General features: G+C 60.8%; 5 protein-coding genes, 3 pseudogenes and 3 riboswitches. Of the genes and pseudogenes, 6 read left to right on the forward strand and 2 right to left on the reverse strand.

Annotation, left to right across the window (positions count from 1 at the left end; all coding sequences use genetic code 11):
- Positions 1-154: 154 nt before the first annotated feature.
- The 6 genes and pseudogenes from OQ789_RS19465 (at position 155) to OQ789_RS19490 (ending at position 6,937) form a co-directional block, all read left to right on the forward strand.
- The gene (locus OQ789_RS19465; protein ID WP_324687811.1) at positions 155-1,195 is read left to right on the forward strand and encodes a hypothetical protein; all 1,041 of its coding nucleotides are present in this window, start codon (positions 155-157) and stop codon (positions 1,193-1,195) included.
- A pseudogene (locus OQ789_RS19470) lies at positions 1,196-1,522 on the forward strand (4Fe-4S domain-containing protein); the annotation flags it as partial.
- A 12-nt stretch (positions 1,523-1,534) separates the two neighbouring features.
- The gene (locus tag OQ789_RS19475) at positions 1,535-1,999 is read left to right on the forward strand and encodes an oxidoreductase (protein WP_324687812.1); all 465 of its coding nucleotides are present in this window, start codon (positions 1,535-1,537) and stop codon (positions 1,997-1,999) included.
- Positions 1,993-4,026, forward strand: coding sequence for a proton-conducting transporter membrane subunit (locus tag OQ789_RS19480; RefSeq protein ID WP_324687738.1), 2,034 nt, complete (start codon positions 1,993-1,995; stop codon positions 4,024-4,026). Before OQ789_RS19475 ends, OQ789_RS19480 begins: the two co-directional genes overlap by 7 nt.
- Positions 4,027-4,586: 560 nt before the next feature.
- Entirely contained in the window at positions 4,587-5,660 is a 1,074-nt protein-coding gene (locus tag OQ789_RS19485) for a DUF190 domain-containing protein (RefSeq protein WP_324687740.1), read from the forward strand.
- Positions 5,661-6,046: 386 nt separating this feature from the next.
- Positions 6,047-6,113, forward strand: a riboswitch (Fluoride riboswitch).
- 128 nt (positions 6,114-6,241) lie between these two features.
- Positions 6,242-6,937 carry a DUF732 domain-containing protein gene (locus tag OQ789_RS19490; RefSeq protein WP_324687742.1) on the forward strand — a complete coding sequence of 232 codons (696 nt, stop codon included), beginning with the start codon at positions 6,242-6,244 and terminating at the stop codon, positions 6,935-6,937.
- Between the two features lie 572 nt (positions 6,938-7,509).
- Here OQ789_RS19490 and OQ789_RS19495 read toward each other — a convergent pair.
- Positions 7,510-9,438 (reverse strand): annotated as a pseudogene (locus tag OQ789_RS19495) (APC family permease); the annotation flags it as partial.
- A 355-nt stretch (positions 9,439-9,793) separates the two neighbouring features.
- Positions 9,794-9,855: riboswitch (Fluoride riboswitch) on the reverse strand.
- A 559-nt stretch (positions 9,856-10,414) separates the two neighbouring features.
- Positions 10,415-12,355 (reverse strand): annotated as a pseudogene (locus OQ789_RS19500) (APC family permease); the annotation flags it as partial.
- Positions 12,356-13,188: 833 nt separating this feature from the next.
- Positions 13,189-13,272, reverse strand: a riboswitch (Fluoride riboswitch).
- Positions 13,273-13,446 lie beyond the last annotated feature (174 nt).

Raw genomic sequence — 13,446 nt, forward strand, 5'->3', positions numbered from 1 at the left:
CCGCCAACCCGGACAACCGTCGCCGCGGCCCGGCTACATCAACCACGCAGCGCTCGATAGCCACATCCGCTCCAGTGCCACCGAACCACGTGGACCAGTCGATGTCGGTGGCGGAGGCGTCTTCACCCTGCCGCTAGGCCCGGTGCGGTCCGGAGTGTATGAATCGATCGAATTTCTCATCGAAACACCCGGCGAGGATATACCGCACCTCAATATCCGACCGCACTATAAGCACCGCGGCATCGCCAAACGCTTCGAGACATTACCGCTCGCCGACGGCATCCTGGTGGCCGAACGTGTCGAAGGGGTCTCGTCTGTGGCACATGCCTTGGCCTTCGCGCATGCCGCCGAAAACCTCACCGGCACGACCCCGCCACGTCGGGCGCGCCTCGTGCGGGTGATCCACGCAGAACTCGAACGGATCGCCAACCACCTCGACGTGGTGACGCGGCTGTGCGATGCGGCGGGGATTGCCGTCCCCTTCGCCAGATTCGGCTGGCACAAAGAAGACATCATGCGACTGACCTCTGCCTTGTGCGGCAACCGGTTTGGCCGCTCCGTTGTGCGTGTTGGCGGGATCGGCGCCGAGCCCCGATTGGCGCCTGCCGAGATTTCCGCCCGACTGGCGCCGGTGATACAAAGGGTCCGTCGTGACCGCGATGCGCTTATGGTGAACGCGTCGTTTCTCGACCGGCTGCGCAACACCGGGCATCTGGAACCCTCGCTGGCGGCCTCGCATGGGGCGCTAGGACCGGTGGGCCGCGGATCCGGCTGTGACGATGATGCGCGCAAACGTCCTTACGATGGCTACGCGGAGCTCCCCGGTGTGGATGGCACGGTAGTCGACGATCACGGCGACGCGCTAGCCCGGTTGCGGGTGCGCTGGGGTGAGATCGATGTCGCCGCCGAGTTGATTCGCCGCACCTGCGACCGGCTCTCCCCTATCTCGGATGCCGCGATCGCGGTGCCGGTTGAGGTTGTCGACGGATTTGCGCTGGGCTGGGCCGAAGCGCCTCAGGGTGAGGTCCTCTATGGCCTGGAAGTCCGCGACGGAACCATCCGCAGGTGCTTCGCCCGCACGGCCTCCCTACACAACATGCTGCTGTTCCACGACGTGTTCGGCAGTGACATCTTTACCGACTTCCCGTTCATCGAAGCAAGTTTCGGGCTGTGTTATGCCGGGGTGGCGATGTAGATGCCGTGGGTATTGAGAGGGCTACGCGACGGCATCATCACCAGCCGGTGGCCGAAGCGCGCCGACGAATACTTCGATCAATTTCCCTCGGCAGTAGCCGTCATCGGTGATGCCGCCACCCACCCGCCGTCGCCTGCGGTTCCCGTCGCTGCCGATGCTTGTCCTACCGGTGCCATCTCCGTTGACCCCCTGCCACGGGTAGACCGCGGACGTTGTATCGGATGCGGGCGCTGTGTGGAAGTCGCGCCTCGGTGGTTCGGGTGGGAAAAGGGCTGTGCCACCGCACAATTGGATCGTACTTCACTAGTCGTCGGAGATGTTGATGAGAGCGACGAGGCGTTGATCGGGCTGCAAACCGCCCTGTCTAAGCGGGTGCGGCGGCTTCGGCGTTCGGTGCATCTTCGTCACATCGACACCGGATCCGATGGCAGCGACGAATGGGAGATCCAGGCTCTGACCAACCCCGTCTATGACCTGCATCGGTTGGGCATCTTCTTTACCGCCAGTCCCCGCCACGCCGACATCCTGTTGGTTACCGGGATAGGCGCTGCGGGAATGCTTGAACCGCTGCGACGAACCCTGGATGCGATGCCTGCGCCGACCGTGGTGATCGCAGTCGGAACAGACGCTGTCAGTGGAGGATTGATCGGCGGCGGCTACACAGGTGGCGTCGGGATCTCGGATGTGGTGCCCGTCGATGTGTGGGTGCCGGGAGCGCCGCCGTCTCCGTTCAGTATCCTGCACGGCATCTTATTGGCGTTGGGTCGTGTCCCGGTGCCCGCGGCCGGGAGCGCACAATGCTGATCGCCGGTCTCGCGTTGTTCGCCGCAGCAGCGTTGTTCAGCGCATGCGCCGGACGCGGTCGGGCTCGGGGCACCCGGGACCGATTGAGTGCTGCCGCATGGATAGCCAACATCGCCGGAGCGGCTGTCTTGGTGGTCGCCGGCGCAGCCGCGGTGGCCGGTAACCGACAACAGATTTCCCTCGACGGGTTGGCGGGCTTTGGGCCTGCCGCGCTGCGCGTCGACCCCCTCTCGGGGCTGTTCCTCATTGTGTCGTTCGGGGTGGCCGTCCCCGCCTTGATCGCTGCCGCCGCCCCGGCCAATCAGCATCGCCCACGACTGCCCGGAGCGATCGCCGTGGCTCTGATAGCAGTTGCGACAATCATCAGCGCCGACCACCTTTTCGTCCTGCTCTTCGGCTGGGAACTGCTCACTGTGGCCTTCTATCTGATAGCGGGATACGACCGCGACCTACCCGGTCGGGCACGTGGATCCGTTATCACCGTGATTTTCGGCAGGGCCAGCGGCGCGGCACTTTTCATCGGGGCTTTACTGCTCGCCGCACATACCCATACGTTCGCGTTCACCGCCGGTTCGATCGATCCACACAGTGCTGCGGGCCAGACCTCCTATGCGTTCTTACTCTTGGGGTTCGGCATCAAAGTCGGGCTCCTGCCCGCGCACATATGGATGCCGCGGGGATATTTCGCTGCGCCTGGACCCGCGCGGGCAGTGATCGCCGGTAGCGCTGTAAACGTCGGGTTTTATGGCATGTGGCGCACACTGAATGTCTTTGGCGCCCCGCCGGTTTGGCTGGTTTGCGTCGTACTGCTCGTCGGTGGCCTGACCGCAGTCCTGGGAATCGCCCACGCCGCGGTCAATCCCGACCTGGCGACGTTGATCTCGTGGTCCAGTGTGGAAAACGCCGGGATGATCACCGCCGGTTTCGGAGTGGCGTTGGCAGGGGCCGCGGCGCACGAGCCCAAGCTGGCCGCTGCCGGACTGGTGGCCGGCACCGCCCAGGTGATGGCCCACGCATTGGGCAAGACATTGATGTTCGTATCTACCTCAACAATTGAGCACACCACCGGAACGACTGAGCTCGACCGGCTTGGCGGTATCGTGCGCAGTCTGCCCTGGGCCGGCGCCGGCCTCGTGATCGGCTCGCTGACGCTGGCCGGGTTGCCGCTCACCGCGGGCTTCGCCTCGGAATGGTTCACCCTGGAATCTCTGATGCAACAGTTCCGGGTCACGAGCCTGGCAATGCAACTCTCCACCGCGGCCACCGGAGCGTTGATCGCGCTGACCATCGGCATCGCCGGGGTGACCTTTGTGCGGGTCGTTGCCCTCACCGCATTCGGTCCGTCCCGCATCAACGAGCCCCGCCTGGATCCCTCGGCCGCACGAGTAGATCGCCAGTGGCCCTACCGATTTGGCGTGGCTGTCCTGGTAGTTGGTTGTCTGGGAGTTGCGGCTGTGGCGCCGCTGCAGGTCGGTTTGATCGCCCGTGGCCTGCGCCCGATCGTGGGCGATCATGCCGCCGGCGCCAACGGCGATCCGTGGGTGTTGCAGCCGGTATTCGCCAAGTTTTCCGCATTGTCACCGAGTTGGCTATGGATTGTGTTGCCCGCGATGACCATGCTCATCGCGGCGTTCGCTACTGCGTTCGCCGGCCGCAACCTCTTCCGGGCTCGGGTGGTCTCGCCGTGGTCCTCGGCATCGCCCGGAGTCGACCGCGGCGTGGGCTATACATCCTCCGGTTACGCGAATCCCGTGCGCAACGTCTTAGCGACCGTGCTGTTGACACGAACCGCGCTTCTCGAAGCCGAGGAGGAACCCGACAATCACGAAGATTCAGCACACCGGTACACCTACCGCATCGATGTCGTCGACGTTGTCGAGCGGTACTTTTACCGCCCGTTGTCCCGTGGTGTGCTCGCTGTATCGCGGTCGGCGAAAAAGCTGCAGTCGGGTCGTCTCGACGCATACATGGCGTACATGCTCATCGCAGTACTGGCCGTTCTCGCCGTGGTGATCGCAACTTCATGATCCCCAGCAATGAGGGTCATAAGGTTCGGCGATGAACGGGAATCAAGCAAAACGGCAATTCTGCTGCGGCTGCTCTGGTTTCCCATCACTGGCCCCACTAAGCCTTGCATTTATCCCGGGGCGGGCACCACATTGGACCTGACAGCACCCCGACGCCACGGCAAGGACGGTGATGAAGGAACCGCCGCTTTTCCCGGACCGGACTAGGGCGCTGCCGCGCAACCTCACTCATGACACGGGGTAAGTATCCCAAGGGTTTCCGACACTGCTCTGGCTTGACTGACTCTCATCAGCTCGGTAGGTCGCACACGGATCGCAGACCCCGGCCGCTTCCGATTTCATCAGCTAGTTCTTGTTGCCGGCCGGCTGCGCCCGGGCGCGCGGCGCGCGGATCTCCATCCCTGTATTCCGCAGGGATTTCGCGGCCGACGTTTAGCACGCAATATGGGGAGCCCCAACGACGTCATGCATTGCCAATTCGTTGGCGAACACGGATCGCTCTTGGCTGGTACTCGCTGAGGGTCCTGAAAATGCCTGGGCGGTAGCAGCAAGGAGGAACCATGAACGAGGACTCTCTTAAGCTCAGTGCGTACTTTGACGAACGCAGACGCAGCGATGACCGTTTTCTCTCTGAAAAGGTGCTCGAACTTCTCGAAGAACGGTGCATCGCAACCAGCATCGTGCTGCGCGGTATCGGCGGCTTCGGGTCGCGGCACCATCTCAGAACCGACCAGTCGTTGACGCTGTCTGAGGACCCCCCAGTCGCGATAATCGCGGCAGACACCAAAACGCAGATTGAAGGACTCCTCGACCCCATCCTGGCGATCAAGCAGCGAGGCCTGGTCACCCTCGAGCGTGCCCGGCTCCTGCGCGACGATATCGGGCCCATGCAGCTAGCGGATGAGCTGCACGAAGCCGTCAAGCTGACGATCTATGTCGGTCGCAAGGAGCGCGTATATGGTGTGCCCGCCTATGTGGCCATCTGTGACCTGATGTACCGGCGCCGGTTCGCGGGGGCCTCAGTATTCCTCGGAGTCGACGGCACTACTCACGGACATCGGCAACGGGCCCAATTCCTAGATCGCAACACCGACGTCCCGATGATGATCATCGCTGTCGGTTCGGGCACGCTAATCGGGCGCGTATTACCGGAACTGGGAGGGCTGCTGCGACGGCCCCTCATCACGGTTGAACGGGTGCGCGTCTGCAAACGTGACGGTGAACTACTGGAACGACCGCATGCGTTGCCGGGAACCGACGAACATGGTCTTCCGCTATGGCAGAAGCTAATGGTCTACACGTCCGAAGCGGCACGCCAGGAGGGCGCACCCGTTCACCGCGCCCTCATCGAGCAACTCCGACGGCGTAGAACGTCCAATGGAGCAACCGTGATACGCGGAATCTGGGGCTTCCATGGCGATCGCGAGCCCCACGGGGACAGGTTCTTCTCACTCGCGCGTCATGTGCCCGTCGTGACCCTCATCATCGACACCCCAACCAATATCGCCGCGTCCTTCGACATCGTCGACGAACTAACCCAAGGCCAAGGATTGGTTACCAGCGAAATGGTGCCCGCCGTTGTGCCGCCTGACGGTGGCAACCAAGGCACACCCTTGGCCCGCCACCGTTACTAAAGCACTTCAGCCAACCGCGAGCCCTCCCGGCATGCGCGCTGATCATGCGCGAGGACAACATTGATGAGTCAGTAGGTGCCGTTGCTCCCGCATGGCTCCAGCGCATCCGGACACCCATCGGGCTATGCCCATAGTCATGAACCTCAAGCATCCAAGCAACGACTACCGCCAAAAGAATTTCACTACACCGCAGGCTTTTCGAGATCTCCCGAGATCACGGAAGGTGAGAATCACAATCGGATGCAACTAACCTACTATCGGTCGACCGGGCCAGCAGTCTCCAAATAGCGCTGGCTATTGTCAGACTCACCGCTCACCTCTGGCGCCGAAGCCTGGTATGCCGCCCCGAGCCTCTGCTATCGTCAGAGATTACCGCGGAATTCAACTTCGCGGCCGGCGATGAAGCTCCGCCACCATATTGCGCCGTCGGGCGCTGATGGCTTCTACCTTGCACGCTGCCCGCTTTCGTAGATCAATCTCTGCGAACAAAGCAAGGAGATTAGCCGATGCAGGTCCGCAGTTCCTTGTATGGCGTAGCGCCTCAGGATGGCAAAAGTCCGCCTTATCAAGAAGCTTCGCGGATGACTGAGGAAAATCGACGGCACACTTCTGACGGAAGAATTCTCGCTGAGATTGAAGGGCTTCTTCTTCAAAACCCTTGGGGTCCGCGCGGTGGCGCGCCGACCCCGGCGTCGTGGATCAATATCAAGGCTGGATGGCCACCCCGAACCGATACGCCCCGTGCGGCTCGCGGTCCTCGAACGCGGCGATCTTTACGGGTGCACAGTGCGGTGCTCGCCGAAGGACCATCTCCGAAATTGTTAGGCGGCCTGAGCAGGCCCTCCTTCGTGGCTTGGTCGAAGAAACTGTCATCGGCGACGGCCGAGCCGTTCGGTACGGGCGGGGAACAGATAGGTGAAGGAGAAGGCGATATGGAGAGCAAAAGGCGCTGCAGCAAATTCCTGGGCGTGGCACTCGCAGGCGGACTGCTGATCTTTGGGATCGTCTGTTCCGGGCCGGCATTGGCCGACGAAAATGCTTATCTCAATGACCTCCACAACGACGGGGTGCATGCAATGTCGGGCGGTGATCCGACCCTAGTTCAGCTGGGATGGAATATGTGCGGTGAACTTTCTAACGGCGTGGCTCCCGAGCAGCTAAAGTCCGAGATTTTGCAACAGTCCGATACAGAACAGGGAGCTCGCGGGATTTCCGACAAGCAGGCTAACGACATCGTTAAGTACGCGATGACCGATCTGTGTTCCGCGGGGACGTAAAGTCCATCGCCACCGGTCTTTACAGAGGTCGGTATGCCAGTACGAAAGCTCTGTCGGCATGAACGGCAGCCCGATGCGATGAAACATGCTGCGGTGGGACGTGTTTCACGTCTGGCTAGCCGTGGGAAAGCGACAGGGTAAGGTCGTCGCACACCACCTGATCACCGTGTTCGACGCGAATACGATCAAACTGACAGATCCAATCCATCGCGGTCCTCTCATCGATCGTGCGTTATCCGTTGGGACCCTTGGCGACTGCTGGGCGCAGGCCGCGGTTGTGGCGGGTTCCACCGCCTGCTGCGCCGTCATCGAAGCAGCGGGCTTCGAATGGAACGTATTCGTCAAGCCCGAACGCCGAGGGTGTTGCCAAGGGAGTACCGCGATGATTCGTTGCTGAGTAGAAGTCAAGGGTTGACCTTTCACGAACTCGCGACGAGGGATGGGCGATTGATTCGGACCAGTTACCCGAGAGTCGAGGCGACGTGGCACCGATCAAGAGAACACGGTGCCGGTTAGGCGAGCTTCTTTGGTGGGGCAGCCAATCGAATTGTGCGGTCGTCTTGCGTGGCGCGCTGTGCGATTCGGGACTCGACGTCGTAGGCAACGATCTGTGCAGTCGCGCCTGCGATGCGGTTCACCGCTGCGGTGATCTTGTCTGCGGTGCGGTCATGCAATAGTCGCCCCACCAGCGGACGGTAGCTTCGACGCGGCAATAAGACAGTCAGTTTGGTGTCAGGGTGGTCGTCAAGCGCCTCGCGTACCAGCTTCTCAGCAGCCCTTACGAGTTGGCGATCAGCGCAGTCGGCTAAGCGCAGCGAGGTTCCTGTGCCGAAGCTATCCCAGACGTCCCGCAGCCGTGCGGCATAGGTCGCGTCCAGGACGAAGTGCACCGCGGTTAGATCCTCAGCCTGCAGGCCCATTCCGTACCGCAGGGCTTCGATCACCGCAAGGTCGACCGAGTCGACGAAAACCAACACTCGATGGCGGGTGTATACGGTCACGTCGGGACGCTCGGTACGTGACGTTTCCAACACCGACGCCTCGACGCGGTACTGGCGATTGAGCCTCATCAAGAAGAACACGAGGATTGGGAAGACAACGACGATCAGCCAGGCTCCTTCGGTGAACTTTGCCACCGCGAAGATCCCCACAACGATCGTCGATAAGATTCCCGCCGACAAGTTGATTGCCATCTTGTATCGCCAGCCCGGCTCTCGGTGTGTCAGATGGTATTTGGTCATCCCATAGCCGCACATCGAAAACCCAGTAAAGACCCCAATCGCGTAGAACGGCACCAGGGCATTGACCGACCCGCCGGTGAAAATCAACAACGCCACCGCCAACACCGCCAGCGTGATGATGCCATTCGAGAAAACGAGACGATGGCCACGCTTCATCAGCGGCCGCGGCAAAAAGCGGTCTCCCGCAACAAAATTAGCTAATGTGGGAAAGCCATTGAAACTGGTGTTGCCACCGGTAAACAAGATCGCCGCCGTCGCCGTCTGCACCAAAAAATACAAGGCGTGGCCGACCATGCCACTACCGAACACCGCCCGGGCAATCTCCGACAGCATCGACGGGTAGCCATTGGCGTAGGGGGTCGCGTGGGTGACATACGTCAGATAAGCCACACCGGCCAGTAGAAACGCCAAGATGCACGCCATCACGGTCACGACCCGACGAGCGTTGACCCCTTCGGGCTTGCGAAAACTACTGACAGTGTCAGAAATTGCCTCCACCCCGGTCAAGGACGAACCACCGTTGGCGAACGCACGCAAGACCACCAGTACCGAGGCGCCCATAACGAGCCCACTCCCCTGATGAACTGGAACTGCGCCTGCAATATTTGCCGGTTCGAACTTCGGTAGACCCCAGAACAATTCACGAACAACCCCCACCACGATCGTCAACGACACCATGACGACAAACGCATACGTCGGCACTGCAAAAGGCCTGCCCGCTTCCCGCAGACCGCGGAGATTCGCGTAACACGTCAGCAACACCACTCCAACCGTGATTTCCAAGCTATAAGGCCCCAATACCGGGATCGCCGACGCCACCGCTACTGTCCCCGCAGCCGACTGCACGGCTACTGTCACCACATAATCGATCAACAACGCCGCTGCGGCCACTTGCGCGACTCGCGGTCCAAAACTGTCCCGCGTCACCACATACGATCCCCCGGCCCGGGTATAGACCATCACTACCTGGCGGTACGACGCGGCCACCAAGATCAAAATCAACAAGATCACGCCGGTTATCGGCAGCAGTAGCGTGAAGGCTGCCATCCCAGCCGCCGGCAGCAACTCGATCATGACTTGTTCGGAACCGTAAGCGGTGGACGAGATCGCGTCCGGTGAAAGCACGCCTAATGCAACAGGATTCGATAACCTCTCCGCAGCCAACTGGCTGGTCGTCATAGGCCTTCCCAACAACGCCCGCTTGTATACCTCGGGTAAGGACCGGGGTATCCGATGCTTGTCGTCAGCGGCATTTGTCATAGCGACACCCCTCATGACTCATCAGCCGAGAGCAGTAACGCGAAGGCCTCGCAATGAGGTCACGCCGATGACCGCAGCGGAAACTGCTGAATATCAACTGGTTATCGGCGCGAACGACGCGGTGCTCAAACCAACGCCAATGGCGCGCTGCGGAGTGGCTCCCCGATGTCGGCGTCGATAAACGGTCGACACGGTCATCGACGGGCCCAGCCATCATCGTATTGACGACTTGCTGCGGCCAGGGCGGGGAATGCGGCACCGCGCCTAAGAAGATTCTGCATCGATAGCTCGTGCAGCTCAAGATGCTGTCCGCGCAGACCACCCACATGCACACACCGCTTTCTACCCGAATTGTCTACGGGTAGAAGCCATTAGCCTTGCAGGCGGTTAGAGGCGAGCTTCATCGCCTGAACGCGATGTTAACCTAGAGTTAAACGGCTATGCAACTCTCCGCGCAAGCAAGCTCCCGTCGAGATGTTCTGAAGGGACCACGCTGTGCGGCCACACGGCAAGTGGCTCCCGGCCATTGCGTCTTGCCTAATCAACATCGTTCTTGGACCGCTGACGGCATACATCGCGACGGCAGCAGGCGACGCGCGCAAGTGGCGTGATGGGCATATCGATCAGCGTGTTGGTCCAGTCATTAGGCGCACGCCACCGAGGCACTGCGGACCCATCCATCGAAAAATTCGACGGTATGGCGAGGTGTTCGGGGATCAAGGAGAGCGTATGATGCACAGCGACAGGTTGTTTCACGCAAGTGCCAGGGGTAGCGAGTATCGTAGGTGCGCCCAAGCCGGTCGTCTGTACCTTGTCCACATCGGCGGGGCAGTCCGCCGGCTTGCGCACTGTGCTTTCACAGCCGTCACGTTTAGACCGCTGGCTGGCGCAAATCGGATAATGTCGCGTGCTCACGTGAGATCGGGCCCTAGTCAGCGGGCGCACTCTGAGTGTTCACTACGACGTGCCCGGGTGTGATCCGCTCCTTGAAGCCTTCGGGCGCGAGACGGCCGATGCGAGATCCGACGTCATAAGGGACGATGATCGCGGTGGCTCCCGGGATGCGGCTGACAGCGCGCGCCATCTTATCGGCAGTGCGATCATGAAGTAATCGGCCCATCAGCGGCGAGTAGGTTCGTCGCGGCAGCAATACGGTCACTTTGGCTTCCGGGTGATCATGCAGCGTTCGGAGAACCAGTTTCTGCGCTGCGGCGCTCAGATGGCGATCCGGGCAGTCAACCAGCTGCAGCGGTGTCTCGTCGTCGAAGTATTCCCAGAGCTCTTTTAGCTGTGCGGCGTGTTCGGTGTCGATTACAAAGTGCACGGCGTTCAACGCCTCGGCGCGCAACCCTTTTCCATAACGCAATGCCTCGATCTCCGCAAGATCAATTGTGTCGACGAAAGCGAACACCCGGTGGCGCACATGCTCGCCGAGCTCAGGCCGTTCGATGCGTGACGTCTCCAGAACAGAAGCCTCAGCCCTGTATTGCTTATTGAGCCGGATCAGCGTGTACACCAAGATAGGGAAGACGACGACAACCAGCCAGGCTCCCTCCGTGAACTTTGCGATGACGAAGATGCCTACCACGATCGTCGATAAGACTCCCGCGGAGAGGTTGACCACAACCTTGCGACGCCAGCCACGACCACCGTGCGTGAGATAGTGTTTGGTCATACCGTAGCCGGCTATTGCAAATCCAGTGAACACCCCGATCGCGTAGAACGGCACCAGTGCAGTGACCGATCCCCGGGTTACCAGCAGCAGGATCACGGCCAGCGCAGTCAGCAGGATGATGCCGTTTGAAAACACCAGACGATGGCCCCGCTTGGTCAAAGGTTGCGGCAAAAAGCGGTCCTGCGCAACGAAACTCGCTAATGCGGGAAATCCGTTGAAACCGGTGTTAGCGCCTGTCAGCAGGATGGCCGCACTCGAGGCCTGAACCAGGAAGTACAGGACTTTCCCAATCACGCCGTCGCCGAAGACAGCCCGGGCAATCTCGGACAACATCGACGGATACTCATGCAAATAGGGTGCGGCATGCGTGACATGCGCCAGCCAGGCCACACCCGCCAGCAGGAAGCCGAGGATCAAGGCCATCTGGGTCAAAACCCGACGGGCATTAGGCCCCTGCGGCTCGCGAAAGACGTGGACTGTGTTGGAGATCGCTTCGATACCGGTCAACGATGTACCACCGTTGGCGAACGCGCGCAGCAGCACCAGGACCGTTGCGCCCATGATCAGACCGCCGCCGTGATGGACGGGCACTACCCCAGCGATGTGATGTGGATTGAATTTGGGCAAGCCCCAGAAGATTTCTCGGATAACCCCGACCACAATTGTCAGCGTGATCATGACGACAAAGGAGTAGGTGATGGTCGCGAACAGGCGGCCCGATTGGCGCAAACCGCGGAGGTTGGCAACGCCAATTATGATCAGCAGCGTTATGGTGAGCTCCAGGTGATAGGGACGCAGCGCGGGTATGGCCGATACCACCGCAACGGTCCCGGCCGCCGGTTGCACCGCAACGGTGACTACGTAATCGATCAACAGTGCCGCTGCCGCGATCTGCGCAACCCGAGGCCCAAAGTTGTCGCGCGCCACCATGTATGCTCCGCCGGCTCGCGTGTAAAGCATGACAACCTGGCGATAGCACGCAGCAACCAAGAACAGGATAAACAAGAGCACGCCGGTGATAGGAAGTAACAGAGTGAACGCCGCCATCCCGGCGCTTGGCAACAATTCGACCATGATCTGCTCCGGCCCGTAAGCAGTAGAGGAGATCGCGTCGGGCGAAAGTGCGCCCAACCCCACGGGGTTTGACAGCTTCTCTGTTTCCAGTTGCTCGTTGGTCAGCGGTTTACCCAGTACGGCCCGCTTGTAGGCGTCGATAAACGACGTATTATGTCTGCCAACCACGTGACGTGCCTCCGTAATCTCTGCGGTTTCTAGGGATTCCCGAGAAGCCCCGGCCGATGACGATCGCAGCTTGAGCCTGCAGCGCAGAGACGTTTCACACCGGGCGGCCAACGCACCACAGGTCCCAACTGATAATCATGTTCATCGGGGCACCGCGCGGCCAATCCAAGTTCGCAACCACTTTGGCCTGTCCGCTACGGCCCGTAGTCTGGCGCCTGCAAATCTTCTGAGTCCCACTTCTTGGGGTGGTCAGCGCCCACTTCTCCTTTGCTGGAACGTATCTGAGGTCGGCGTGCGCATCGACGACGCAGGCATGCGACGGACCAAATACCCTGACGCGGAGGCCTGCATAGAGTTGGCGCGACAGCCGTCGAGATGCGTTCAAGTGGATACCCCGCCCTAGTTGCGACAGCCAGACGTCTCAGAGCACCAAGAGTGCGTGCGGTTTTCGTCGGAGGCCCAGCCCTGCTGACTCGGCCCAAGGCGGAAACGTGGCACCGATACAGGCGTGTGGAACTGGCGGAACCACAGTCGGTTTCGTAATCACCGCGTCACCGTTCGAGGCATCGCGATGCTGATCAGTAGAGTCAGACAGCTCTGGGCCGAGATTCCAAGAGGCTTGGCCGCTGGGTGCGGCGAAGGTAACCAGCCACCTCGATGGGCCCCAGCCAGCGGTGCCGCTCGACACGGATACGGACCTCCGCAATCTGGAAAAAAGCGTTGCTATCCGCCCGCGCGGTGCATCGACTGGTCGCTCAATAATGAGCCGGAGCACCCGCCATGGAACGACTGTGCGCATTACCACTTCTACCCTCTCGACACGTCGAGGCACTACAGGGGTAGAAGCCATCAGCACCTTGATCCAAACGGCAAACCGGTCAAAGGTGCGGTAAGCGAGCTTCATCGCTTGTTCAATTACGGCCAGTGTACAACAGACATACAGCAGCTGAACACGACGGTGATAGAGGGCGGCTGCTTGGGTGGCAAATATCGCAGACACGTAAATCATTCGAGTACCCAATTGCAGGTGTCCACCCATGAAACCGGCCGACCGAGCCGGAGCTCATTCAACGCGGCGCATGCCGATGCCG

The organism is Mycobacterium sp. 94-17 (assembly GCF_035617725.1).
Lineage (GTDB): Bacteria > Actinomycetota > Actinomycetes > Mycobacteriales > Mycobacteriaceae > Mycobacterium.

What these genes read in the sequence shown, in the direction of transcription:
- OQ789_RS19480 (WP_324687738.1), top strand. Translation starts at nt 1,993, where the DNA reads ATGCTGATCGCCGGTCTCGCGTTGTTCGCCGCAGCAGCGTTGTTCAGC.
- OQ789_RS19485 (WP_324687740.1), top strand. Translation starts at nt 4,587, where the DNA reads ATGAACGAGGACTCTCTTAAGCTCAGTGCGTACTTTGACGAACGCAGA.
- OQ789_RS19490 (WP_324687742.1), top strand. Translation starts at nt 6,242, where the DNA reads ATGACTGAGGAAAATCGACGGCACACTTCTGACGGAAGAATTCTCGCT.